The sequence below is a fragment of the Stenotrophomonas sp. YJH_SMC_37 genome, from assembly GCF_059370035.1.
Genome location: NZ_JCAFTG010000004.1, coordinates 306,530 through 328,547 on the forward strand (window position 1 = coordinate 306,530; position 22,018 = coordinate 328,547).

General features: G+C 68.0%; 26 protein-coding genes. 12 read left to right on the forward strand and 14 right to left on the reverse strand.

The window, feature by feature from the left end; translation table 11 throughout:
- Window positions 1-144 precede the first annotated feature (144 nt).
- The 6 genes from AC5P8J_RS08390 (at window position 145) to AC5P8J_RS08415 (ending at window position 4,975) form a co-directional block, all read left to right on the forward strand.
- Window positions 145-576: a pyridoxamine 5'-phosphate oxidase family protein gene (locus AC5P8J_RS08390; protein WP_494539990.1), complete on the forward strand. Its 432-nt coding sequence runs from the start codon at window positions 145-147 to the stop codon at window positions 574-576.
- Window positions 577-670: 94 nt separating this feature from the next.
- Window positions 671-1,255, forward strand: coding sequence for an NMCC_0638 family (lipo)protein (locus AC5P8J_RS08395; RefSeq protein ID WP_058980816.1), 585 nt, complete (start codon window positions 671-673; stop codon window positions 1,253-1,255).
- Between the two features lie 184 nt (window positions 1,256-1,439).
- On the forward strand, window positions 1,440-1,907 hold the full coding sequence (locus AC5P8J_RS08400; protein ID WP_026346953.1) for a DUF2975 domain-containing protein: 468 nt from the start codon (window positions 1,440-1,442) through the stop codon (window positions 1,905-1,907).
- Window positions 1,907-2,131: a helix-turn-helix domain-containing protein gene (locus AC5P8J_RS08405; RefSeq protein WP_005408494.1), complete on the forward strand. Its 225-nt coding sequence runs from the start codon at window positions 1,907-1,909 to the stop codon at window positions 2,129-2,131. Before AC5P8J_RS08400 ends, AC5P8J_RS08405 begins: the two co-directional genes overlap by 1 nt.
- 43 nt (window positions 2,132-2,174) lie before the next feature.
- Window positions 2,175-3,716 carry a TerC family protein gene (locus AC5P8J_RS08410; RefSeq protein WP_478405704.1) on the forward strand — a complete coding sequence of 514 codons (1,542 nt, stop codon included), beginning with the start codon at window positions 2,175-2,177 and terminating at the stop codon, window positions 3,714-3,716.
- A gap of 122 nt (window positions 3,717-3,838) precedes the next feature.
- The gene (locus AC5P8J_RS08415) at window positions 3,839-4,975 is read left to right on the forward strand and encodes a metallophosphoesterase (protein ID WP_134730407.1); all 1,137 of its coding nucleotides are present in this window, start codon (window positions 3,839-3,841) and stop codon (window positions 4,973-4,975) included.
- A gap of 135 nt (window positions 4,976-5,110) precedes the next feature.
- On the opposite strand, the gene AC5P8J_RS08420 is transcribed toward AC5P8J_RS08415, so the two are convergent.
- The 5 genes from AC5P8J_RS08420 to AC5P8J_RS08440 form a co-directional block, all read right to left on the reverse strand.
- Window positions 5,111-5,749, reverse strand: a complete 639-nt coding sequence (locus AC5P8J_RS08420; RefSeq protein ID WP_494539963.1) for a ferric reductase-like transmembrane domain-containing protein — start codon at window positions 5,747-5,749, stop codon at window positions 5,111-5,113.
- A 14-nt stretch (window positions 5,750-5,763) separates the two neighbouring features.
- Window positions 5,764-6,534, reverse strand: coding sequence for an HvfC family RiPP maturation protein (locus AC5P8J_RS08425; protein ID WP_494539962.1), 771 nt, complete (start codon window positions 6,532-6,534; stop codon window positions 5,764-5,766).
- Window positions 6,527-7,372, reverse strand: a complete 846-nt coding sequence (locus AC5P8J_RS08430; protein ID WP_134730405.1) for an HvfB family MNIO-type RiPP peptide maturase — start codon at window positions 7,370-7,372, stop codon at window positions 6,527-6,529. Before AC5P8J_RS08430 ends, AC5P8J_RS08425 begins: the two co-directional genes overlap by 8 nt.
- Before the next feature lie 56 nt (window positions 7,373-7,428).
- Window positions 7,429-7,902 carry an HvfA family oxazolone/thioamide-modified RiPP metallophore gene (locus tag AC5P8J_RS08435; RefSeq protein WP_019659349.1) on the reverse strand — a complete coding sequence of 158 codons (474 nt, stop codon included), beginning with the start codon at window positions 7,900-7,902 and terminating at the stop codon, window positions 7,429-7,431.
- Window positions 7,903-7,997: 95 nt separating this feature from the next.
- Complete coding sequence (locus tag AC5P8J_RS08440) at window positions 7,998-8,642, reverse strand: HvfX family Cu-binding RiPP maturation protein (RefSeq protein ID WP_019659348.1); 645 nt, start codon at window positions 8,640-8,642, stop codon at window positions 7,998-8,000.
- A gap of 342 nt (window positions 8,643-8,984) precedes the next feature.
- Between AC5P8J_RS08440 and AC5P8J_RS08445 the strand changes: the two genes are divergently transcribed.
- The 5 genes from AC5P8J_RS08445 (at window position 8,985) to AC5P8J_RS08465 (ending at window position 13,874) form a co-directional block, all read left to right on the forward strand.
- Window positions 8,985-9,773: an alpha/beta fold hydrolase gene (locus AC5P8J_RS08445; protein WP_180876139.1), complete on the forward strand. Its 789-nt coding sequence runs from the start codon at window positions 8,985-8,987 to the stop codon at window positions 9,771-9,773.
- 3 nt (window positions 9,774-9,776) lie between these two features.
- Window positions 9,777-10,322, forward strand: a complete 546-nt coding sequence (locus tag AC5P8J_RS08450; RefSeq protein ID WP_134730399.1) for a redoxin family protein — start codon at window positions 9,777-9,779, stop codon at window positions 10,320-10,322.
- A gap of 57 nt (window positions 10,323-10,379) precedes the next feature.
- Window positions 10,380-11,120: a response regulator gene (locus AC5P8J_RS08455; protein WP_019659345.1), complete on the forward strand. Its 741-nt coding sequence runs from the start codon at window positions 10,380-10,382 to the stop codon at window positions 11,118-11,120.
- A complete protein-coding gene (locus tag AC5P8J_RS08460) occupies window positions 11,117-12,430 on the forward strand; it encodes a sensor histidine kinase (RefSeq protein ID WP_478436250.1) in 1,314 nt (437 codons plus the stop codon). The genes AC5P8J_RS08455 and AC5P8J_RS08460 overlap by 4 nt, the downstream gene beginning before the upstream one ends.
- Window positions 12,431-12,614: 184 nt before the next feature.
- On the forward strand, window positions 12,615-13,874 hold the full coding sequence (locus AC5P8J_RS08465; RefSeq protein ID WP_227853932.1) for an MFS transporter: 1,260 nt from the start codon (window positions 12,615-12,617) through the stop codon (window positions 13,872-13,874).
- A 4-nt stretch (window positions 13,875-13,878) separates the two neighbouring features.
- Here AC5P8J_RS08465 and AC5P8J_RS08470 read toward each other — a convergent pair whose 3' ends face one another.
- A complete protein-coding gene (locus tag AC5P8J_RS08470; protein WP_134730395.1) occupies window positions 13,879-14,826 on the reverse strand; it encodes a nucleoside hydrolase in 948 nt (315 codons plus the stop codon).
- Between the two features lie 152 nt (window positions 14,827-14,978).
- On the opposite strand from AC5P8J_RS08470, the gene AC5P8J_RS08475 reads away from it, so the two are divergent.
- A complete protein-coding gene (locus AC5P8J_RS08475) occupies window positions 14,979-15,311 on the forward strand; it encodes a hypothetical protein (protein ID WP_134730393.1) in 333 nt (110 codons plus the stop codon).
- 70 nt (window positions 15,312-15,381) lie between these two features.
- Here AC5P8J_RS08475 and AC5P8J_RS08480 read toward each other — a convergent pair whose 3' ends face one another.
- From AC5P8J_RS08480 to mdcC, 8 genes are all read right to left on the reverse strand, one after another.
- Window positions 15,382-16,101: a GntR family transcriptional regulator gene (locus AC5P8J_RS08480; protein WP_021203087.1), complete on the reverse strand. Its 720-nt coding sequence runs from the start codon at window positions 16,099-16,101 to the stop codon at window positions 15,382-15,384.
- Window positions 16,102-16,206: 105 nt separating this feature from the next.
- Window positions 16,207-17,574, reverse strand: coding sequence for an SLC13 family permease (locus AC5P8J_RS08485; protein WP_227853931.1), 1,368 nt, complete (start codon window positions 17,572-17,574; stop codon window positions 16,207-16,209).
- Between the two features lie 105 nt (window positions 17,575-17,679).
- Window positions 17,680-18,600: a malonate decarboxylase subunit epsilon gene (gene mdcH / locus AC5P8J_RS08490; RefSeq protein WP_171952337.1), complete on the reverse strand. Its 921-nt coding sequence runs from the start codon at window positions 18,598-18,600 to the stop codon at window positions 17,680-17,682.
- A complete protein-coding gene (gene mdcB / locus AC5P8J_RS08495) occupies window positions 18,597-19,454 on the reverse strand; it encodes a triphosphoribosyl-dephospho-CoA synthase MdcB (protein ID WP_164143884.1) in 858 nt (285 codons plus the stop codon). Before mdcB ends, mdcH begins: the two co-directional genes overlap by 4 nt.
- A complete protein-coding gene (gene mdcG / locus AC5P8J_RS08500) occupies window positions 19,451-20,092 on the reverse strand; it encodes a malonate decarboxylase holo-[acyl-carrier-protein] synthase (RefSeq protein ID WP_111098258.1) in 642 nt (213 codons plus the stop codon). The genes mdcB and mdcG overlap by 4 nt, the downstream gene beginning before the upstream one ends.
- Complete coding sequence (gene mdcE / locus AC5P8J_RS08505) at window positions 20,085-20,795, reverse strand: biotin-independent malonate decarboxylase subunit gamma (RefSeq protein WP_021203092.1); 711 nt, start codon at window positions 20,793-20,795, stop codon at window positions 20,085-20,087. Before mdcE ends, mdcG begins: the two co-directional genes overlap by 8 nt.
- The gene (locus AC5P8J_RS08510) at window positions 20,792-21,700 is read right to left on the reverse strand and encodes a biotin-independent malonate decarboxylase subunit beta (RefSeq protein ID WP_019659334.1); all 909 of its coding nucleotides are present in this window, start codon (window positions 21,698-21,700) and stop codon (window positions 20,792-20,794) included. Before AC5P8J_RS08510 ends, mdcE begins: the two co-directional genes overlap by 4 nt.
- A complete protein-coding gene (gene mdcC, locus AC5P8J_RS08515; RefSeq protein WP_021203094.1) occupies window positions 21,697-22,017 on the reverse strand; it encodes a malonate decarboxylase acyl carrier protein in 321 nt (106 codons plus the stop codon). Before mdcC ends, AC5P8J_RS08510 begins: the two co-directional genes overlap by 4 nt.
- Between the last annotated feature and the right edge of the window lies 1 nt (window position 22,018).

A 22,018-nucleotide genomic window follows, 5' to 3' on the forward strand; every position in this document is an offset into this window, starting at 1 on the left:
AACGCAGGTGGTGTGGTGAGCAGCGCGTCACGCACGCGCCACGCGCCCTATCTCGTTTTCTGTGAAGAAGTCGCCATGGACCTTCCACGCTTCGGTCACCGCTCTGCGCAGACGCTGGGATTCCACTTGATGAAGGACGACACCATGACCCAGCTCACCCTGCCCGAACTGGCCAGGAAGATGGCCGATATCGATTTCACCATGCTGCAGACCCGCGCCGGCGGAGAAATTGCCGGTCGTCCGATGAGCAACAACGGTGACGTGGACTACGACGGTGACAGCTGGTTCTTCACCACGGAAGACACCGACATGGTGCACGAGATTGAGGCTGACCCCGCCGTTGCGCTGGGTTTTTCCGGCAGCAAGTCGCTGCTGGGCAAGCCGCCGTTGTTCGTGCACGTGCAGGGAAGGGCGGCGCTGGTGCGCGATCGCGCTGTGATGCGCGAGCACTGGGTGAAGGATCTTGAGCGCTGGTTCGAGCAGGGCGCGGATACACCGGGGCTGGTGCTGATTCATGTGCGCGCCAGCCGCATCCACTATTGGGATGGCGAGGACCAGGGCGAAATGGCCGTCTGACCCGGCAGCGGGAGGCTGGCGGCCATCGCGGCCATTGCGCGGCGCGCCAGGCCTTTGCCATCCTCCCCGCTGTTTTCCGTAGCGTGGAATCCCGATGCGTCCTGCGTTCTTCTGGCTGGCTTTGGCCCTGCTGCCCACACTGGTGGTGGCGCAACCCGCGCGTGCGCCCAAGGCCAAGGCCCCGGCGCAGGATCCCTTCAGCGAGCTGTTCGATACCGCCTGCATGCAGCACATCGGGGCCCCGGCGCGGTTGCAGTCGCTGATGGAATCCAATGGGCTGTCGCCGCTGCAGCCGGCCGAAGCCGCCACGCTGTTGCAGGGGCAATCGGGCGTGGCGTGGATGGTGCCGCTGGCCAGTGGCCGCTATGCGGTGAGCTGGGCTGACGATGGAACGTGTACGGTCTACGCCGAGAAGGCCGACGCGGCGGTGGTGCAGAAGGGGTTTGCCCGGTTGGTGCAGGCCGCACCGAAGCCGTTGCAGGTACGGTCGCTGCCAGGGCGTGGGCCACTGTCGGCCGATCAGGTGGCCATCCAGTACGGCTGGGCTACGCCGGGGCAGGGCAAACTGCAGGTGCGCTTCCGCCTGGTCACGCGGCAGGCGGCCGAAGCCGGGGTGCAGGCCATGGCCTCGGCCGCCCCTGGCGAAGCGATGCAGGCACAGGGCGCACCTGGGCCCTGACAGGGGCGATGCTCGCGATTCAGCCTTTCACGCGGCATGTGATATATCGTTTATCGATAAATCCACCCCGGGGCGGCGAGGCCACCCCAATGCCGGAGGCCGCTTGACCGCTCGTCCCGCCCGCGCCAGACCCGCGCGAGGCTTGTTCACCCTGGCCCTGGCGGCCGTACAGGCCGTCAGGGCGATGTGCTGGCTGGGCATCCTGGCCGCGCTGCTGGCCGTGCCGCTGGTCGCCCACGACCGCCGCTGGCTGCTCGACAGCGTGCATGACGCTGCGGCTGTCGCCGCGCATGGCAATGACCTGTTCCTGCATTTCTGCCTGGGCCTGGGCGCGATCGTCGCGCTGCTGGTGCTGTGCCTGATGTTCCTGCGCCACCTGCTGCGGCTGCTGAAGTCGGCGGCGCGCGAGCGGCCGTTCACCCACGCCAACGCACAGCGCCTGCAGCGCATGGCCTGGCTGATGCTGGCGATGGAGCTGCTGTCGATCCTGATCGGCGCCTACGCGGCCTGGATGGGCCCGGATTTCACCTGGATGGAGGTCGGCGGTGGCATGTCGATCACTGGCTTGGTGGCCGTGCTGATGCTGTTCGTGCTGGCGCGCGTCTTCGCCGTGGGCGCAGCGATGCGCGATGACCTCGACGGTGTCATCTGATGGCAATCGTCATTACCCTGGACCGCATGCTGCAGGAAAGGGGCATGACCCTGTCCGAGCTGGCCGGGCGTATCGACATCACCCTGGCCAACCTGTCGATCCTGAAGACCGGCAAGGCGCGCGCCATCCGCTTTTCCACCCTTGATGCGATCTGCCGCGAGCTGCAGTGCACGCCCGGTGACCTGCTCGGGCACGACCCGGCGCAGGCACAGGACGCTGACTGAGCGGTCGCTCTTTTCCCTTGCCTACTGACGAAACGGACCTGAAATGGAATGGTTGGCTGACCCCTCGATCTGGATGGGCCTTGCAACCCTGGTCGTGCTGGAGATCGTTCTCGGCATCGACAACCTGGTGTTCATCGCGATCCTTGCCGACAAGCTGCCGCCGCACCAGCGTGACCGCGCGCGGGTGATCGGCCTGGCGCTGGCCTTGCTGATGCGGCTGGTGCTGTTGGCCGCACTGGCCTGGATCATGAAACTGACCGCGCCGCTGCTGACGCTGTTCGACCACAGCTTTTCCGGGCGTGACCTGATCCTGCTTGGCGGTGGCCTGTTCCTGCTGTTCAAGGGCACCATGGAACTGCACGAACGGCTGGAAGGCCGCGAACACCACGAGGACGGCAAGAAGGTCTACGCCAGCTTCGCAATGGTGGTGGCGCAGATCGTGGTGCTCGACGCGGTGTTCTCGCTGGACTCGGTGATCACCGCGGTCGGCATGGTCGACAACCTCGGCGTGATGTATGCGGCCGTGACGATCGCCATGGCGCTGATGCTGCTGGCCAGCAAGCCGCTGACCCGCTTCGTCAACAAGCATCCCACCGTGGTGGTGCTGTGCCTGGGCTTCCTGCTGATGATCGGCTTCAGCCTGGTGGCCGAAGGACTGGGCTACAAGATCCCCAAGGGCTACCTGTACGCGGCGATCGCCTTCTCGATCCTGGTCGAGGCGTTCAACCAGTGGGTGCGTTTCAACCGCGAGCGCAACGAGCGCCGCCTGCCGTTCCGCCAGCGCACCGCCGATGCCGTGCTGCGCATGCTGGGCGCGCGCCCGGCCAATGGTCACGACGATGAAGGGGGGGACGGGCAGGTGGACACTGCAGAGCGCTTGCAGCCGGCCGAACACGAGATGATCCGCAGCGTGCTGGGCCTGGCCGATCGCCCGGTGTCGAGCGTGATGACGGTGCGTGCCGACGTGCAGTGGATCGACTTGGCGCGTGGGCAGGAGGATGTGGTGGCACGCCTGGTGGCGTCGCCGCACACCCGCCTGCTGGTGGGTGAGGGTGACCTGGACAGCCTGCGTGGCGTGGTGCAGAGCCGCGACCTGCTGGCCGACCTGCTGCAGGGCAGGCCGCTGCAGTTGGAGGGCAACCTGCGCGAGCCGCAGTACGTGCTGTCCAGTGCCAGCGCGCTGCAGGCGCTGGAACTGATCCGCCAGCACCCGGTGCCGCTGGCGGTGGCGGTGGACGAGTACGGCAGCGTGGAAGGCCTGGTGACCGCCAACGACCTGCTGGCGGCCATTGCCGGTGACCTGGTCGATACCCAGGACGAGCGCTATGGCGTGGTCGCGCAGGGCGAGGACCAATGGGAGGCCGACGGTGCGCTGACTCTGGACGACCTGCAGCGGCTGGCCGGCGTATCGCTGCCGCGCAGTGCCGACTACATGACCATCTCCGGGCTGGTGCTGGAGCAGTTGGGTCGGCTGCCGGACATCGGCGATGTGGTGGAGGTGGCGGGTGTGCGCATCACCGTGCTGGAGATGGAGAAGCGCCGCATCGCCCGCCTGCGGGTGCAGCGCCTCGACGGAATGGCCTGACCCACCTGTTGATGTAGAGCCGAGCCCATGCTCGGCTGCATGTTGAGAAGCCGAGCATGGGCTCGGCTCTACACAACACGGCCCGCAGCCGTCACCATGGCGGCCCCCACTTTCCCTCCCGGATGGTTGCAGTGCTGAGTACGATCGGTTTGTTGATGGGCCTGTATGTGGCCTGGCGCCTGTTCTGGCCACTGCGCATGCCCCCCTGGCAGAAGGTCGTGCTGTCGCTGCTGCTGGTGGGCGTAGCCGTGCAGCTGCGTATCGTCGCCACGTTCTGGGGCACGATGGCCTCGCCCGAGATTCCGAAACTGGCCATCGCCACGCTGGCTACCGGCTCCACGGCGGTGTTGCTGTTGGCGTTGCTGATGCTGGCGATGGATGCGGGCCTGCTCGCGTCCCGCCTGCTGCGCTGGCCACGTGCGGTAGCCGCATTGCGCACGCGGCGCTTGCGGCCGGCGGCCGGCGTGCTGGCGCTGCTGGTCAGTGGTTATGGTGTCAGCCAGGGCATGGCGGTGCCTCATGCCCGGCAGATCGAGGTGAGCATTGCCGGGCTGCCAGCGGCGTTCGACGGCTATCGCGTGCTGCAGCTGACCGACATCCATGCCAGCCGTCTGCTGACCGGCGACTGGGTGCGTAGAGTGGTGGCCGAGAGCAACGCGCTGAAGCCGGACCTGATCGTGATCACCGGCGATCTGATCGATGGCAGCGTGGAGGCCCGTCGCGATGACGCGCGCCCCTTGGCGGATCTGCATGCGCCGGACGGTGTCATCGCCATCACCGGCAACCACGAGTACTACGCGCAGTACCAGGCATGGATGCAGGCGTTCCGCGCACTGCACATGCAGGTGCTGGAGAACAGCCACCTGCAGGTGCGACGCGGTGATGCGGCGCTGACCATCGCTGGTGTCACCGACCCGGTGGCGGCGCGTTATGGCCTGCCGCTGCCGGATCTGGACGCCGCCTTGGCCGGCGCCGATCCCACCGCGCCCGTGATCCTGCTCGATCACCGCCCGCGTAATGCACGCTCGGCAGCAGCGCGCGGCGTCAAACTGCAGCTGTCCGGGCATACCCACGGCGGGCAGATCATCGGCATGGACCAATTGGTGAAGCGGGCCAATGGTGGCTTCGTCTCCGGCCGCTACGACGTGGATGGGATGACCCTGTACGTGAGCAATGGCGCTGGCCTGTGGGCCGGATTCCCCGCGCGCATCGGGGTGTCCTCGGAAATCACCCTGATCACGCTGCGCCGCGCCCCGTGACCTGAAGTGGGGCATATCCCTTTCCGCAGAGAATTCGCTGCCTATCGTGCTGGGATCCCTCTGTAGAGCCGAGCCCATGCTCGGCTGAGCCAGGGGCAGCCGAGCATGGGCTCGGCTCTACAGGTAACCGCCTCCTCAAGAACTCCGCAGCGGTGGCCGCGCATGCGCATTGCGCCGCAGCGACTGCGCCCGCTTGGCGATCGCACGCACCACGACAGCGGTGAAGAGCAACGCGGAGGGTACCGCGTACCAGAAGTTGCCGGGCACGCGCTTGAAGTACGAATAGGTGAACACTGCGGCGATGATCCACATGCCGGTCACGTGCAGGCGACGCCACACGGTGGGGCCCATGCGGCGGGCGATGCCACGATGCGAGGTGATGGCCAGGGCGAGGATGGCTACATAGCCGATCGTGCCCGGCAGGTTGGCCAGGGCCGAGCGTGCCGGCCAGAACGCGGGGTTGAGGATGCCGAAGGCGGTGATCGCCACCGCATGCAGCAGGTGCGAGAACGCGAATGACAGGCCGATGATGCGCCGCTCGCGCAACATGTGCTGGGTGAACGGGCCGGGCAGCAGGCTGGCGAACGACGATGCGGTGAACGCGGCCAGGAACAGCAGGAACGACGTGCGTGCAGTGACCCGGATCGCCGCGTGGCTGCCCTCGACCACGTCGGGCTGCAGGGTGAACGCCGCCAGTGCGACGGCGATCAGGACCACAGCCATGGTCACGAAAAGGCGCCAGCCGTGCAGGAAGGAAGTGTTGGAAGCAGCCATGATCAAACCTCGAATCAGACAGGGGTAGTGCCGGCCGCTGGCCGGCAGTCGCAGAACCCGGCCAGCGTGACCAGCACGCCGGCCGCGCATAGTTCGCCCAGCAAGGGCGTGGCCACCACGCGCAGTTCGTCGGCGGCCACGCCATGCGCATCGGCCAGTGCGTTCAGCGCGTCATCCACGTGGGTACCGTCATCAGCGAAGGCCGACAGCAGCGCATACGCCAGTGGTGCCAGTTCCTCGACCTGCAGCTGGTAGTCCGCCAGGCGGCGCAGCAGCAGAAGCGTCGGCTCGCTGGCGGCGGCATCGTCCAGCGCGGCGTCCTCATGCACCGGCCACCGGTAGCCCAATACCCGCACCAGCGGCGACAGCGCCAGCACATCGCTGCCCGCCGGCATGGACTGCAATGAATGCCCGGCATCACGTGCCTCGATGTGCAGCGTCTGCTGCATGCTTTCGTAGTGCGCCAGTTCCGCCGCCCAGCCGGGCAGCGCGAACGCATACTGCACAGCCAGCCACGCAGCTAACTCGCTTGCGATCTGCGGGAACAACGGGGTATGGCAGACGTGATGTGCGTAGTAGTGCTCGACCAGACCGCGCCAGCGCGCTTCGCCCAGCTGTTCCAGCAGTCGCGGCAGGCTGCCTGCCAAAAGGGTGTCTAGGCTGTCGATGCACAGGCGGCGGTAGACCGCCATCCGCCGTGCCTCGACGCCATCGGGCGCAGGCATCGACGGGTCCCGTACATGATCGGCCCAGCGCCGTTGCACGATGGCCAGCGACTCAGCCATGGGCCACCTCCTGCCAACGTGCCTCAACCTGCGCTTGGCGGATGTGCGCAACCTCGGCCAGCAACTCCGCCAGCGGCGGAAAGTTGAAGTCGCGTTCGAGCAGCGTGGGGCGCACGCCCAACCGCGCATAGGCCTCGCGCAGGAGCGCCCAGACCACGCCTTTCACCGGCGCCCCATGGGTATCGATCTTGAAGCCGTCGTCTTCATCGAAGTGGCCCGCTACGTGCAGCGAGGCGACACGGTGGGACGGCACGCGAGCCAGGAATTCGAAGGCGTCGTAACCGTTGTTGCAGGCATTGACGAAGACGTTGTTGACGTCCAGCAGGAGGTCGCAGTCGGCTTCGGCGAGCACGGCGTTGATGAAGTCGATCTCGCTCATGTCCGCGCCGGCAACGGCGTAGTAGGAGATGTTCTCCACGGCGATGCGTCGGCCCAGCATGTCCTGCACCTGGGCGATACGGCCGGCGACATGGTGAACGGCCTCGGCGGTGAACGGCAGTGGCAGCAGGTCGTAGACATGGCCACCGGCGGCGCAGTAGCTCAGGTGTTCGCTGTACAGCTGCACCTGGTGCAGGTCGAGGAAGGCACGGGTCTGTGCCAGCAGGGTGCGGTCCAGCGGATCAGGACCGCCCAGCGACAGCGACAGGCCGTGGCAGGTCAAGGGGTGGCGCTCGCTGAGTTGGCGCAGCGCGGCGCCGTGTGCACCGCCGACGCCGATCCAGTTGTCGGGGGAAACTTCGAGGAAGTCGATGGCACTGGCCGGCATTGCCAGCAGTTCATCGATCAGGCCACGGCGCAGGCCAAGACCGGCGGCATTGGAGGGCAGGGGCAGGGACATGGCGGATGCTCCAGAAGGAGGGCGCCGCCCTGGAGGCGGCGCCGGGTGAACGTCGATCAATCGGCAACGCGGGAGAACAGGCCCTTCGGCATCGGCTTGCCGTTGGCGGTGTAGACGCTGCGCAGGTAGTCGTGCGCTTCCTGCTCGCTGATGTAACCGTCGTGGTCGGTGTCGATGCGGTCGAACTCGGCGGCACGCTTGGCGGCCACAGCGTTGAATTCGGCACGCGAGACCTTGCCGTCGTGGTCGCGATCAGTGCGGGCAAACGAGGCGTCGCCGCACTTGCCTTCGCCACACTGGCCCTCGGCCACCTTGGCCTTGCCGGCGGGCTTGCCGGTGGTGGCCTTGTTGGCCCCGCACTTGCCTTCACCGCACTTGCCTTCGGCGGCGCTCATGGCCACCGCGCTGATCGCCAGCGGCTGGATCGCCGCGGCCTGGCCGGCCAGCAGCAGGCCACCGGCCAGGGCGATGCCGATGGCACCGATGCGCGGCAGGCGAGAGGAAGAGGTGTTCTTGGTCGAGATGGACATGGTGGTGACTCCTTGGGAAAGCACGCGGGGCGTGCGGGATGGACGCCGCCGAAGAGGCGACGGAAAGCGAAACGCGCGGGAACAGGGGAGTCGGCTCAGGCGGCGCGGCGACAGCGCAGCAGATGGCCCAGCAGCAGCACACCGCCGAGCAGGGCACCGCCGAAGCCGATGCCGGGCAACAGCGCGGCAACCGGCAGCAGCAGGGCGATCAGGCTGACGCCCCAACCCAGGCCGTCATTGCCTGCCGTGGCACGGCCGGGGCCGGCCAGCAGCCGGTCCACGCTGAGTGCGCCACCGCCGTTGAGGATCAGTGGTAGCAGCATGGCCAGGAACAGCAACGGCAGCTTGAAGTTGCCGTAGCCCTGGTCGGTGATCGCATAGCCCTGCCAGAGTTCACCCAGGCCGTTCCATTGGTCGGGCCAGTGCACGGCGGCGATGGCAACGATGGTGAGTACCCAGAACACGTAGGCCACCGAGCGCGTGGCCAGGCCGAGCAGCAGCATCACTGCACCCACCAGTTCCAGCCACGTGGCCAGCTGCCAGTTCAGCGACGCGGGCAGTGTGGAGAACGGGAACGGGAAGCGGCCTTCCAAGTCGGCGAACCAGTTCTGGCCGCCCAGCTTCTCGCGGCCGGATTCAAAGAACTCCCAGGCCAGCAGGGTGCGCAGCGCCAACGGCGAGAGCCAGCGGCCGACGGCGTCCAGGCGGGGCGTATACACGGAAGAAGCGGTGCTGATCATGGTGGTGTCCTGCGGGCCAGTGGTCGATGGAAGCCATTCCAGGCGGTGCAGGTATCGGCAACGTGTGCCGTTGCCCGGGGTTTTGTCAGCGACTGTGGCCGCGGCCGGGGTTTCGTACAGTCAGATACAAAGACGATGCGCTGATGCGCATCGGGGCGTTGCGCGCCCGCGTGCGGGCAGCGATATCCACCCGAAAGCGCCCGGCCAGGACCGGCGCGCGAATGTATCCCACTGTAGAAACCCGCCTGCGCCCTACAGTCCGGTACAACTCCGCGCTGCAGAGAAACAGCGCCGATACACCGGCAGGCGGAAATGGCCACTCCCAACTCCGGAGTGCCCCCCATGATCCGTACCTGCTTGCTGGCCGCCGCTCTCGCCCTCGCCGCCGCCCCTGCCTTCGCTGCCCAGGCCGATACCGTTGCACCGCCCACCGTCATCCTGGTGCACGGCGCGTTCGCTGATGGCTCCAGCTGGAGCAAGGTCATCAGCACCCTGCATGACTGGAAGCTGCAGGCGGTGGCCGTGCAGAATCCGCTCACCTCGTTGGCCGACGACGTCGCCGCCACCCGTCGTGCGATTGCCGCTGCGCCTGGCAAGGTGGTGCTGGTCGGCCACAGCTGGGGTGGCACGGTCATCACCGAAGCGGGCAATGACCCGAAGGTGCAGGCGCTGGTGTACGTGGCCGCGTTCGCACCGGATGCAGGACAGTCTTCGGCGCAACAGGGCGAGGGTTTCCCGGTTGGCCCGGGCCTGGCCCGACTGCAGGAAAGGGATGGCTACCTGACGTTGCCGGCTGATGCCGTCGCCCAGGACTTCGCGCCGGACGTGATGAAGAAGTCGGCCGCACTGCTGTACAGCACGCAGGTCCCGTTGAAGGCCAGCGCGCTGGGCGAAGTAGTGAACGTTGCGGCGTGGCGCAGCAAGCCGAGCTGGTACGTGCTCAGCCGCGATGACCGCATGCTGTCGCCGCAGCTGCAGGCCGCCACCGCCAAGCGCATCGGTGCACAGCTGCAATCGATCGGCAGCAGCCATGTGTCGCTGCTTTCGCATCCGGCGCAGGTGGCCGACAGCATCCTGGAAGCGGCGGGAGTGAAGCCGGCCGAATTGCCGCTGGCCGAGCAGGGGGGCTGAACGATGGCCGCCCTGCGTGTGTGTGCGCTGCCGTTGCTGCTGAGCCTGCTGGGTGGGGCTGCGCTACTGATGGCCTGGCCCAGCCCGGAGGCCGACGCGCAGCCGGCACAGGCCGTTCCCGCCGCCGGGCTCGACGGTGGCGGGCCCTGGCACAACAGCCCACCGCTCACACTGAAGCAGTTGCGGGGGCAGGTGGTGCTGGTCGAGTTCTGGACCTACACCTGCAGCAACTGCCTCAACGTGGCGCCGTATGTTCACCGGTGGCATGCACGCTACGCGCCGCAGGGTCTGAGGGTGATCGGCGTGCATACGCCGGAGTTTGCCCATGAAGGGCTGCCCGGCAACGTGCGCAAGGCCATCGCACGGTTGGACATCACCTGGCCGGTGGTGCAGGACAACCAATACCGGATCTGGAACGCCTGGCGCAACCGCTTCTGGCCCGCACTGTACCTGCTCGACCGGCAGGGGCAGGTGGTCTACCGCCATTACGGCGAGGGCGACTACGCACGTACCGAAAGCGAGATCCAGCGCCTGCTGGCCAGCCCCTGAGCCGCGCTACCATGGCCGCGCAGCGCGGCCCTGACCTCCGTCTTCATCGAGAACGCAATGAACCATGTACCGCACATCCTGGTCGTCGACGATGACAGCGAGATCCGCCAGATGCTGGCCGACTACCTCCAGCGCAACGGCCTGCGCGTGAGCCAGGCCGACGGTGGCCGGGCCATGCGGGCGCTGATGGATACCCATGCCGTGGATCTGGTGGTGCTGGACGTGATGATGCCGGGCGAGGACGGACTGAGCCTGTGCCGCAACCTGCGCGCCGGCAAGCATCGGGCGGTACCGGTGGTGCTGCTGACCGCGCGCGACGACGAGACCGACCGCATCATCGGCCTTGAAATGGGCGCCGACGACTACGTGACCAAGCCCTTTTCTTCGCGCGAGCTGCTGGCACGCATCAATGCGGTGATCCGTCGCACGCAGATGCTGCCGCCGAACCTGCAGGTAAGCGAAGCCGGCCGCCAGTTGGCCTTCGGCGAGTGGCGCCTGGATACCACCGCCCGCCACCTGCTGGATGCACAGGGCACCGCGTATCCGCTCAGCGGCGCCGAGTTCCGCCTGTTGCGCGTGTTCCTCGATCACGCCAATCGGGTGCTCAGCCGCGACCAGCTGCTCAGCCTCACCCAGGGCCGTGATGCCGAACTGTTTGATCGCTCGATCGACCTGCTGGTCAGCCGCGTGCGCCAGCGCCTGGGTGATGACGCGCGCGAGCCGACCTACATCAAGACCGTGCGCAGCGAAGGGTATGTGTTCAGCCTGCCGGTGCAATTGCTGGGGCCGGACGAATGAACACCGCCGCACGTCGTCCACGCTGGCCACGCACGCTGTCGGCGCGTCTGCTGCTGGTGCTGCTGGGCGGACTGTCCCTGGCCCACGCACTGTCCTTCGGCCTGCTGTTCTTCGAACGCTACCAGTCCACCCGCAGCATGATGCTGCGCAACCTCGACGAGGATGTGGCAGTGAGCGTCGCGCTGCTGGAACATTTGCCTGCGGAGCAGCGTGAGGCCTGGGTGCCGCGGCTGGAGCGGCGCACCTACCGCTATCTGCTGCGCCCGGCCGCGGCCGGACCAGGGCTGCAGACCGATCGTGCACGCCAGGTCACGGCGATCATCGACGACAGCCTGCAGCACCGCTATCCGTTGCAGGCGCGCCAGGTGGCTCGCCTGCCGGAGCGGTTCGAGGTGGAACTGCGCCTGCACGACGGCACACCCTTGACCATTGAAGTCACCCCGTCGGGCCTGCCGCTGGCACGTTGGCTGCCCGCCGTGCTGCTGCTGCAGCTGGCGCTGCTGCTGGTGTGCGCGTGGCTGGCGGTGCGTCTGGCCATGCGCCCGCTGCAGCAGTTGTCGCATGCGGTGGAGCATCTGCAGCCGGGCAAGGACGGGCCTGCACTGCCTGAAGATGGCCCTGCGGAAGTAGGCGGCGCAGCAGCCGCACTCAATGCCCTGCAGGCACGCATTCGTGGCCATGTCAGTGAACGCCTGCAGATCCTGGCCGCGATCTCGCATGACCTGCAGACCCCCATCACGCGCATGAAGCTTCGGGTGGAGACCCTGCCTGAAGACAGCACCCAGCAGCGCCTGCTGGCCGACCTCGATCACCTTGGGCAGCTGGTGCGTGAGGGCGTGGCCTATGCGCGCAGCAGCCACGTTGCCGCTGGCGCGCCGGTGTCGATGGACCTGGGCGCGTTCCTCGCCAGTGTGGTCGGCGACTACGAGGACATGGGCAAGCCGGTCACTGGCGGTGCGCCCGCTGGACTGGTCGTGCAGACCTGGCCGCAGCCGCTGCGCCGCGTGGTCGGCAATCTGGTCGACAACGCATTGCGCTACGCCGGCGCCGCCGAGATCGAGGCGGTCCGCGATACGGCCGGAAGGGTGTGGATCAGCATTTCCGACCGTGGCCCCGGCATTCCCGAGGACCAGCTGCAGGCAGTGCTGGCACCGTTCCACCGGCTGGAGAGCTCGCGCAACCGCGATACCGGAGGGACCGGTCTGGGACTGGCCATCGCGGGGCAGCTGGCGCAGTCGCTGGGTGGTTCGCTGAGGTTGCACAACCGCGAGGGTGGAGGGCTGCGGGCGGAACTGCAGCTGCCGGGCTGAGTTGCCCGGCCTTGTGTTCCAGCAAGGATGCTTCTGCTTCGGCCCTGGCGGTGAGCGCTTCACCGGTCATGAAACCCAGTGCATGCACGCAGTCGACAGCCGATGACCGGCATTTCACCCCGTCCATGCCACGCTGCGCGGAACCTGCCCAACCGGGACCGAGGCTGTTGAAGGCGAACACGCAATGACTGCGGCGCGGCAGCGCTCGATGTGGGTGGCGGGCCTGTCCACGGTGGTGGAGTGGTACGACTTCACCCTGTACCTGTACTTCGCCACGGTGCTGTCGCGGGTGTTCTTCGGCGGTGGCGAGCAGGCGTTGCTGGTGACCTTGGCTGGCTTCGCGGTGTCCTACCTGATGCGTCCGCTGGGCGCGCTGTGCTTCGGCCACCTGGGCGACCGCCTGGGCCGGCGCTGGATGCTGCTGGCTTCGATGGCGTTGATGGCAGCGGCGATGCTGGCCACTGCACTGCTGCCGACAGCGGCCACGGCCGGTACGATGGCTGGCGTGCTGCTGCTGATCCTGCGCTGCGTGATGGCGTTTTCGGTGGGCGGTGAGTACACCGGGGTGGTGGCGTACCTGCTGGAAAGCGCACCGGCGCGACGACGTGGCCTGGTGACCTCGCTGGCCTCGGCCGCCAGCGAAGTGGGCGCCCTGCTGGCGGTAGCGATCTCTGCACTTACCGTCGCGCTGCTGCCCACACCGCAGCTGGACAGCTGGGGCTGGCGGATTCCGTTCTTCGTTGGGGCTGCGCTCGCGCTGGTGATCCTGGTTGCGCGTTCGGGCATGCACGAGTCGCCGGAGTTCGAGCGCCAGCGGCGCGAGGGCAGCATCCCGGCCACGCCACTTCGGCACGTGCTGCGCCACCACCCGCTGGCGGTGGCGCGCACCTTTGCGATCTCCGCCTTGGGCTCGATCACCTACTACGTGGGCATCACCTATGTACCGGCGTTCCTGCACGCACGGGGGCATGATGAAGGCGATGCGCTGTGGTTGTCGACGATCGCGGCGGTGGCGGTCATTGCGATCACGCCGCTGTGCGGCGCGTTGTCCGACCGCTTCGGACGGCGGCCGATGCTGTTGGGTTTGACCGTGCTGGCAGCGCTGCTGCCGCTGTCCCTGTTCGCGTGGATGGCGCAGGCGACGGCGCTGGGCATCGCGCTGGCGGCGGTAGTGCTGGCCTGCGTGGCCGGTGGCATCAGCGCGGTGGCGGCGCCGGCCACGGCCGAGCAGTTCCCCGGCGAAGGCAGGGTCAGCGGGCTGGCACTGGGGGTAACCATGGCCACTGCATTCTTCGGTGGCGCAACGCCGTGGCTGGCGCAATGGTGGGTGGAGCGCAGCGGCTGGGCGGCGGCGCCGGGCGCGATGATCGCGCTGGTGGCGGTGCTGGTGCTGCCGGTGCTGTGGACCCTGCCCGAGACGGTCCCGGGCAGGGCCAGACGCTAGCCGGTCAGACCTTCAGGGTCTGCTCGATGTCGGCCAGTACCGCGGCCGCATCCACACCGATGGCGATCGACTGCACCACGTGGCCGTCCCACACGCTGGGGCCGAATGCCAGGCCTTCCGGCTTGGGAATGGTCATGCCGCGGGCGACGCCGTCGGTGGCCACGCGCACGCTGGCGCGCTCGAACTGGAACAGTTCCGGGCGGGTCAGCGCGATGCACGCGCAGCAGTCATGCACGACCATGCCCTTGTGGCCGGCCTGCAGGTAGAAGTCCACGTAATCCTGCGACAGCGCACGGACCAGCTCGGCGTCGGCACCGCCGATGGTGGCCAGCTTATCCAGGCCGTCACGGTCCATTTCCACGCGGGTGGTCACGTCCAGGCCGATCGCGGTGACTGGCCAGCTGGCGGTGAACACCACGTCGGCGGCTTCGGCATCGCCCCAGATATTGGCCTCGGCGGCCGGGGTGATGTTGCCGTTGACGTGGAAGGCGCCGCCCATGATCACCACGCCGCGTACCAGGCCGGCGATGTCCGGGGCCTGCTGCAGGGCCAGGGCCAGGTTGGTCATGCGGCCGACCGCGACCAGGGTCACTTCGCCCGGATGGGCGCGGACCAGATCGATGATCAGCTGATGGGCCGGGCGGGCATCGGCGGCCACGTCCAGGCTGGCCGGCACCGGGTGGTTGCCCAGGCCGTTGTGGCCGTGGATGTGCACCGGCCACGCTTCCGGGGTGGCTTCCGGCTGCAGCGGGCCACCGGCGCCGCGCGCGACCGGGGCGGCAAAGCCCCAGGCCTGCTTCAGGTACAGCGCATTGTGCGTGGTCGACTCCACCGAGGCATTGCCGAAGGTGGTGGTGACACCGATCAGGTCGATCTGGGCGTGCTTGTGCAGGTACAGCAGGGCCAGGGCGTCGTCGACGCCCGGGTCGGTATCGAAAATGACTTTCAGCATGTTGTTGTTCTTCTTCTTCCGTGTGGTGCGAGGGGCGCCGGCGGCCACGGGGCAGGCCGGCGCGCCCCCACATTGTCCCATCTTCATGACAGCCAGGGCCATTGCCGGGGTGGCAGGCCATAATGCCTCCAGTCCAGGCATGGAGTCGCCGAATGCTGATCGTTGCCCTTCTGCTGATCCTGCTGGTGCTGGGCCCGAACGTGGTGGCCACCGTGGTGATCGTCAGGCGTGATGGCCTGTCGGCGGGCGGCCGGACGGTGCAGCTGCTGATGGTCTGGCTGCTTCCCCTGGTCGGGGCCATCGTGTGCCTGGCGGTGGCCACGGCCGACGGCTCCGGGATCCGGGGCGACAACAGTCCCGGCAGTGGCTACGATCATCCGGGCGGCCATTCCGGCGACAGCTACAGCCATCACAGCCACAGCAGCTTCGACTGCAGCAGCGACGGTGGCAGCGGTGACGGTGGCAGCTGCGGTGGTGGCGATTGACGAGATGTTCCGGGACGCCGGCCAAGGTCACGTCCTGGTAGTGCCGGCCGCTGGCCGGCAACTCATCCGCTCAACCGCCGCCTTCGGTCGGCAAGGGCGCCGGCACGTTCAACAGCCCGCCCGCTGCCACATAGGCGGCCAATGCCTGGCCCTGGCTGAGCAGATGGCGCTCCATGGTGCGTTCGGCAGCCTGCGCATCGCGGCGGCGGAAGCACTCCATCAGCTCGCGGTGTTCGGCCAGCGATTGCGCGGTGCGCCCCGGGGTCAGCAGCTGGCGGCCGCGATGCATCTTCAGGATGCGGTGCAGGTCGTGGGTGATGCGGATCAGCCACGGGTTGCCGGCGTAATGCTGCACGGTTTCGTGGATCAGGTAGTTGTTGCGGTAGTACTCGGCGATGTTGCCCTCGGCCGCCGCCGCTTCCATCGCTGCATGCAGGGCCTCCAGTTGTTGCACGCCGGCATCGTCGATGTGCCTGACCGCCTCGTGTGCGCAACGGCCTTCCAGCATGGCCATCACCGGGAACAGCTGGTTGAGGTCTTCCAGCGTCAGCCGGGTGACCCGGCTGCCACGACCGGCATCGATCTGCACCAGGCCTTCGGCGGCCAGCAGCTTCAGCGCCTCGCGCAGGGGCGTACGGCTGATGCCCAGTTCTTCGCACAGCGCGGGCTCGTCGATCCACCCGCCCGGCGGCAACCGGTAGTCATAGATGCGCTCGCGCACGTGTTCGGCCACCTCTTCGTACAGAGGCGCGCGCTTCTTCGGGGACCGTGGAGCAGGGGCGATGGCCATGGTGGAAGTGTACCGCCAGGTAGTGCCGGCCGCTGGCCGGCAACCCGTGATCGCTGGATGGCTTCATGAGATTGCCGGCCAGCGGCCGGCACTACCGCTGGGTGGTTACATCCAGCCGGGCACCACGAATACCAGCCAGGCCAGCAGCGGCCCCAGCGCCACCACCAGACCGCTGTAGACCAGGAAGCGGCGGAACAGGGTCTCCCGTTCTTCCTTGGCGGCCGAGGCGACGACCAGCGCGCCATTGGTCGAGAACGGGCTGACATCGACGATGGTGGACGACACCGCCAGCGCGCAGATCACGCCGGCCGCGCCGAGATGGCCCTGCATCAGGAACGGCACCGCCAGCGGAATGGTCGCGCCCAGCACTGCGGCCGACGAGGCGAACGCGGAGACGATGCCACCCACGTAGCAGACCAGCAGCGCACCGAGCAGCGGGATGCCGATGTTGGACACGCCGTTGCCGATGAAATCCACCGCGCCGGCATGTTCCAGCACGCCGATGTAGGTCACCACGCCACAGATCAGCAGCACGGTGGACCAGCTGATGCCATCGACCGCGCCCTTCTGGCTCTGCGGCGACAGCAGCGCCAGCGCCACCGCCACGGTGATCGAGACCAGGCCGACGTTGAGGTTGTAGATCAGCGCAGCAACACCCAGGCCCAGCAGGCCGATCAGAGTGAACAGCCGCTCGCGGGTCAGGTTCACCGCATCCAGAGCGGCGGGATCATTGGACAGGGTGCCCCCGCCAGCGGCTACCAGCGCGCCGTGGCCTTCGATGGCGAACTGGCGTGAGGATGCCTGCGGGCCACCGGCCATTGCCAGTTCAGCATTGCCGATCATTCCGGCCGCGGTGACCGAACCACGCCGCAGCAGGGCGATGCCGCCGAAGGCGAAGAAGCAGATCGTGGCCATCATGAAGTTGAAGCCGAGACTGGTCAGGAACACCGCCATTTCAGTCACGTCCAGCCCGGCTTTCTGCACCACGCCGTTGGTGATGCTGCCGTACACGCTGATGGGCGAGAAGCCGCCGGCCTGCGCGCCATGGATGACCAGCAGGCCCATCATCAGCGGGTTGATGTTGTACTGCTTGGCAAAGCGCAGCGCGACCGGGCCGATGATCGCGACCGCCGCCGGGCCCAGCGCACCGAACGCGGTGAGCACCGCGGTGATCACGAACATCACCCACGGAATGGCCACGATATGGCCGCGCACGGCTTTCACAGCCCAGTGCACCAGCAGGTCGATGGTGCCGTTCTTCTGCGCGATGGCGAACAGGTAGGTGATGCCGACCAGGGTCAGGAACAGATCGCCGGGAAAGCCGGCCAGGACCTCCTTGCCGCCCATGTCGACCCACAGCCCACCGATGATGAAGGCCAACGCGAAGGCGACCGCGCCCATGTTGATCGGCATCGCCGTGGCGACGATGAACATGATCACCAGACCGATGATCGTTGCGATTTGTGGACTCATGCGCCCTCCCAGACACGTGACTCACGTACAGCGCGGATGGAGACCCGCCATCCCCGGGGTAAGGCGACGTACTGCGTGATGCGTGATACGTACTGCTCGAACCCGTTACTGCAGCCGCTCCAGCGCACTGCGGACCCACGCTGCGGCGCCTTCCAGGCTCTGGAACTCTTCCACCGCGCGCACTTCGCAGCACGGATAGGCCGGTGCGACCATGCGCGCCAGCGCGTTGCCCGGGCCCAGCTGCAGGAAAACCCGCGCGCCGCGCTCGAAGGCCTGGCGCATCACCTGCGCCCACTCGATGGTCTGCGCCAGTTGCAACGACAGCGTGTGGACCGCCGTTGCGCGATCCCGCACCGGACGCGCATCGATGCCGGCCAGCAGCGGCAGGCGTGGGCCCTGCAGCGCCGAGGCATCGAGTGCGGCGGCGAACGGTGCGACAGCAGAGCGGAGCAGCGGCGTATGCGCGGGCACATGCACCGGCAGCGGGCGGATCTCCGCACCCTGCGCGCGAGCGTCATCGGCCAGCGCCTGCAGAGCGGTCTGCGTGCCGCCGACGATGAAGTGATCGCGGCCGTTGGCGATGGCCACATGTGCGCCGTGTGCATCACACAGCGGCTGCAGGGTATGGCGCTCCAGCCCCAGCACGGCCTGCATGCCTGCATCGGCAGGGCTGGCGGCATCCATCAGCCGCGCGCGCTGCGCGGCCAGGCTCAGGCAGGTGCTCGCATCAACGCTGCCAGCAACCACATGCGCCGCCAGTTCACCGATGCTGTAGCCGGCCACCAGCACCGGTGCTGGCACTGCTTCGCGAAGTCCCTGCCAGTGCGCGAGGCTGGCTGCACACAGCAGGGGCTGCGCGAGTGCATTGCCGAAGCGCGATTCGTCAGCGGCCGCCGCGAACACATCGCGTCCAAGCACTGCGCTGGCGGTCTCCAGTACGTGGCGCGCGGCCTGCAGATCGCGCACGCGGTCGAACATCGCCGCATGCTGCGCACCTTGCCCGGGGCAGAGCAGGGCAAGGCTCATGCGCCCTCCTGCAGCAGCAGGAACCAGCTGCAGGCCAGCAGGTCGGCGCTGCCACCCGGGCTCAGGCGGCGCGCGACGAAGCCCTCGCCGATGTCGTGCAGGTGTGCCTGCCAGCCAGGCGCGAAGGCACCGCCCGCCTCGATGAAGCGGCGCGCCTGCTGCTGCGCCCAGGCCAGGCCGTCGGCGCCACCACGGTGCAGCAGGTTGAGATCGTCCACGTGCGCGACCAACTGCATCAGGGTCTGGCACATCGCTGCATCACGCGGTAATCCACTGTGCAGGGCATGGCGCAGGGTCGGTACGGCCAAGTCGCGCAACACGGGGTAACCGGCGGCGGCCTGTTCGCGCACGCCCGGTACGCCGTGGCGCACGCGCGCGCGCTGGCCGGGGCTGGAGGCATCCAGCGGTGCCGTGGCGAACGCATCAGCCCAGTGCTGCACGGCCAGACAGACCTGCGCGGCCGGCGCGGCGTGGCCCTGCTGGCGACGGCAGCGTGCGGCAGCGGCCACCAGCAGGCCCAGGCTGAAGATGGCACCGCGATGGGTATTGATGCCGGCAGTGGCACGCAGCATCGCGTGCTCGGCAGCAATGCCTTGCGCGCGCAGGATGGCGAACGGCGCGTCAGCGGCACCGGCGTCGGCAATCGCGGTGAAGAAGTGGCGCAGCGCGAACAGGCTGCGCAGGAACGTACCGGCGTCCATGTCGTCATGGCTGCCGGTATCGAAGGGGGTGACCAGCCCTGGCTTGGGCGCGCAGGCCAGTTCGGCATGCAGGCTGGTGATGGCCAAGCGGCCCAGACGCGCGCTGTCGATCGCGTTTGCATCCTGCAGCCGGGACTGGAAGACCGCGCTCACGCCGCCGCTCCGGCAGTCTCGAACAGGCGCTCGCGGACGTCCAGTGCAGCACCCTCCAGGCGCTTCACCAGCACCTGGCGGCTGTCACCGGCAAACTCGCGCCAGTTCACCGCGCCGCCATCAGGCAGGCACAGTTCACCATCGACCCGACGGGCATGCGCGTGCTCCCAGGCGTTCAGGCGTGCGGCAAGCGCATCGGCCTGCGTACGGCTCTCAACCTGCCACAGCAGGTCGATGTCCGAGCATGCGTGCACATAGGGCAGGCCGCTGAGGTGCTGCCAGGCGAAGGCGCCGAACACGCGTGCCGGTGCAACGCTCGCCAGTGCGTGCAGGGCCCGCTGCCAGTCGGTTGGCACGCCCCGGGTGAGTACCGCGTCCAGTGCGGGCGGCAATTGCAGGCGCTGCACATCCTGCTGCGGCACGCGCAGCGCAAGGCGCAGCTTGCCTTCGCCCGGTGGCAGCGGCACGCCCAAGCGCAGGCGCGGGTCGGGGTCATCCGCGGCGCGGCGCGCCACCATGGCCGGCAGACCCTGCGCGAACCACGCTGCCAGGCGCGGTTCCTGCGCAGCCACGTCGGCCCGCCAGTCGGCGTGGGCCGACAGCCAGACCAGCATGTGGCGTGCGGGCTGATCAGGCATCGCTGCGGGCCACCGCATCTGCAACATCCGCCGCCAGTGCACGACCGCCGCGCTGTGCAGCCAGCGCCGCGCGTGCATCGCCGTCGCTGGGTGTGCGCAGGGCCCGCAGCAGGTGCTGGGCAAGATCGCCATCCCACAGCGATTCCACCGCACCCATCGCCACGTAGTTGGCCACGCCCGGCGCGAACACCGGCGAGCTCTGGCTGAGTGCCTGCAGCTTCTCCAGCGGTTGCTTGGTTACCCGGGCCATCGCGCGCAGGTCCATCACCCGTACCTGTGCATCGGGCAGGGCATGGATGTGGTCGGCCATCAGGCCGAAGGACAGGAATCCGCCGCTCACCGATTCGCCGTAGACCAGGGTGACCAGACGCGCGCCACGGCGGCGGGCCAGATCGAGAGCCTGCGCGAGATGCGCGAAGTAGCCGTTGATGCCCAGCAGCTCATCGCGGCGCGCCAGGCGCTGGCCGGCAGTGTCCGCCAGCATCACGATCGACCGCTGCGGGTGTGCGGCGGTGCTGGCAAGCACGGTCCCGGCCAGCGCCAATGCATGGTCGACGCCAACCTCGATGCGATCGGTGGTGCCGATCACGGTCACCTCGCCATCGTCGGTGGTGGCCGTACCGGTCAGCACCGAATCCTGGATGTCGATACGATGGCCACGCGGGAACAAGGCATCGAGCAGAGACTGCAGCGGTGCGCTCATGGCAGCCTCCGGGCGGCGGTGGCGGCAAGGAAGGCGTCGGTGTCCAGCAACGGCAGTCGTTCGGGTTCGGCGATGCCTTGGCGGGCCCAGATTTCCAGCCCATCGCGGCAGTCGCCCCAGGCCTGCATTCGGGCTTTCAACGCCGCATGGCGTTCCTGCAGCGCGGCCAGCGCAGCATCGGTATCCGTGCTGGTGGCATCGGGTTGCAGCGCATTGCTTGCGGCCTGCGCGAAGGCTTCGATGGCGTCGGGTACCAGCACCTGTGCCTGGTCGATCAGATAGCGGTGCTTGCCGCCGGTCACGCGCCAGACCAGTGCACGGTCGCGCGAGTCGAACTCTTCGACGCCGCGTACCGTCTCGATCACTTCCGGTCCGGACAACGACAGCCGGCCTTCCTCGGACATGATCACCGTGGTGCAGCAGCGGGCGACGATGCCCATGCCGCCGAACGCACCGTTGCCGCTGCCGATCAGCGCGATGACCGGCACGCCCGCTGCACGCGCGTCCAGGGTGGCGCGCATGATTTCGGAGATCGCAATCAGGCCCGCATTGGCTTCGTGAAGCCGCACGCCGCCGGTATCGAGCAGCAGCAGCACGCCGTCAGGGCGGGTGTGCGCCGCACGGCGCAGCAGTCCGGTCAGCTTGGCGCCATGCACTTCGCCCACGCCACCGCCCATGAACTGCCCCTGCTGCGCGGCCAGCAGTACGTGCTTGCCGCGCAGCGTGGCCTCGCCGACGACGATGCCATCGTCGAACGCGGCCGGCTGGTCCAGCTGGGCCAGGTGCGGGCTCATCATCCGCCGCGCCGGGCCAAGGAACTCGCGGAACGAGCCGGCGTCAACCAGCCCGGCGATGCGTTCGCGCGCATCGGCTTCGTAGTAGCTGTGGCGCTGTACGTGGCTCATGGCGTGCCTCCGGCCAGCAGGGTTTCGACGGCCTGGTCGAGGCGCAGGCTGACCACGGCCGGGGTCGCACCGGCGTCGTTGATCGAGACGCGCACATCGCGCAGCGGATGACGCTTTGCGAAGTCATTGATCACCGCCTGCCAGATGCTGCCGAAGCCCTGCGCGGCGGTGATGACGCGCACCGTCATCGCGCCCTGCTGCGCCACCGGTTCCAGCAGGATTTCCAGGTTGCCCGACGCCAGCACGCCCACCAGCACCGCATCGCGCGGGAACTGCACGGCGGTGCGGCCGTCGAATCGATAGTCGAGGGTTTCCATG

What these genes read in the sequence shown, in the direction of transcription:
- AC5P8J_RS08485 (WP_227853931.1), bottom strand. Translation starts at nt 17,574, where the DNA reads ATGAGTCCACAAATCGCAACGATCATCGGTCTGGTGATCATGTTCATC.
- AC5P8J_RS08455 (WP_019659345.1), top strand. Translation starts at nt 10,380, where the DNA reads ATGAACCATGTACCGCACATCCTGGTCGTCGACGATGACAGCGAGATC.
- AC5P8J_RS08390 (WP_494539990.1), top strand. Translation starts at nt 145, where the DNA reads ATGACCCAGCTCACCCTGCCCGAACTGGCCAGGAAGATGGCCGATATC.
- mdcG (WP_111098258.1), bottom strand. Translation starts at nt 20,092, where the DNA reads ATGCCTGATCAGCCCGCACGCCACATGCTGGTCTGGCTGTCGGCCCAC.
- AC5P8J_RS08425 (WP_494539962.1), bottom strand. Translation starts at nt 6,534, where the DNA reads ATGGCTGAGTCGCTGGCCATCGTGCAACGGCGCTGGGCCGATCATGTA.
- AC5P8J_RS08400 (WP_026346953.1), top strand. Translation starts at nt 1,440, where the DNA reads ATGTGCTGGCTGGGCATCCTGGCCGCGCTGCTGGCCGTGCCGCTGGTC.
- AC5P8J_RS08405 (WP_005408494.1), top strand. Translation starts at nt 1,907, where the DNA reads ATGGCAATCGTCATTACCCTGGACCGCATGCTGCAGGAAAGGGGCATG.
- mdcH (WP_171952337.1), bottom strand. Translation starts at nt 18,600, where the DNA reads ATGAGCCTTGCCCTGCTCTGCCCCGGGCAAGGTGCGCAGCATGCGGCG.
- AC5P8J_RS08410 (WP_478405704.1), top strand. Translation starts at nt 2,175, where the DNA reads ATGGAATGGTTGGCTGACCCCTCGATCTGGATGGGCCTTGCAACCCTG.
- AC5P8J_RS08420 (WP_494539963.1), bottom strand. Translation starts at nt 5,749, where the DNA reads ATGGCTGCTTCCAACACTTCCTTCCTGCACGGCTGGCGCCTTTTCGTG.
- AC5P8J_RS08460 (WP_478436250.1), top strand. Translation starts at nt 11,117, where the DNA reads ATGAACACCGCCGCACGTCGTCCACGCTGGCCACGCACGCTGTCGGCG.
- AC5P8J_RS08450 (WP_134730399.1), top strand. Translation starts at nt 9,777, where the DNA reads ATGGCCGCCCTGCGTGTGTGTGCGCTGCCGTTGCTGCTGAGCCTGCTG.
- AC5P8J_RS08465 (WP_227853932.1), top strand. Translation starts at nt 12,615, where the DNA reads ATGACTGCGGCGCGGCAGCGCTCGATGTGGGTGGCGGGCCTGTCCACG.
- AC5P8J_RS08415 (WP_134730407.1), top strand. Translation starts at nt 3,839, where the DNA reads ATGGTTGCAGTGCTGAGTACGATCGGTTTGTTGATGGGCCTGTATGTG.
- AC5P8J_RS08445 (WP_180876139.1), top strand. Translation starts at nt 8,985, where the DNA reads ATGATCCGTACCTGCTTGCTGGCCGCCGCTCTCGCCCTCGCCGCCGCC.
- AC5P8J_RS08480 (WP_021203087.1), bottom strand. Translation starts at nt 16,101, where the DNA reads ATGGCCATCGCCCCTGCTCCACGGTCCCCGAAGAAGCGCGCGCCTCTG.
- mdcE (WP_021203092.1), bottom strand. Translation starts at nt 20,795, where the DNA reads ATGAGCGCACCGCTGCAGTCTCTGCTCGATGCCTTGTTCCCGCGTGGC.
- AC5P8J_RS08435 (WP_019659349.1), bottom strand. Translation starts at nt 7,902, where the DNA reads ATGTCCATCTCGACCAAGAACACCTCTTCCTCTCGCCTGCCGCGCATC.
- AC5P8J_RS08395 (WP_058980816.1), top strand. Translation starts at nt 671, where the DNA reads ATGCGTCCTGCGTTCTTCTGGCTGGCTTTGGCCCTGCTGCCCACACTG.
- AC5P8J_RS08475 (WP_134730393.1), top strand. Translation starts at nt 14,979, where the DNA reads ATGCTGATCGTTGCCCTTCTGCTGATCCTGCTGGTGCTGGGCCCGAAC.
- AC5P8J_RS08440 (WP_019659348.1), bottom strand. Translation starts at nt 8,642, where the DNA reads ATGATCAGCACCGCTTCTTCCGTGTATACGCCCCGCCTGGACGCCGTC.
- AC5P8J_RS08430 (WP_134730405.1), bottom strand. Translation starts at nt 7,372, where the DNA reads ATGTCCCTGCCCCTGCCCTCCAATGCCGCCGGTCTTGGCCTGCGCCGT.
- AC5P8J_RS08470 (WP_134730395.1), bottom strand. Translation starts at nt 14,826, where the DNA reads ATGCTGAAAGTCATTTTCGATACCGACCCGGGCGTCGACGACGCCCTG.
- mdcC (WP_021203094.1), bottom strand. Translation starts at nt 22,017, where the DNA reads ATGGAAACCCTCGACTATCGATTCGACGGCCGCACCGCCGTGCAGTTC.
- AC5P8J_RS08510 (WP_019659334.1), bottom strand. Translation starts at nt 21,700, where the DNA reads ATGAGCCACGTACAGCGCCACAGCTACTACGAAGCCGATGCGCGCGAA.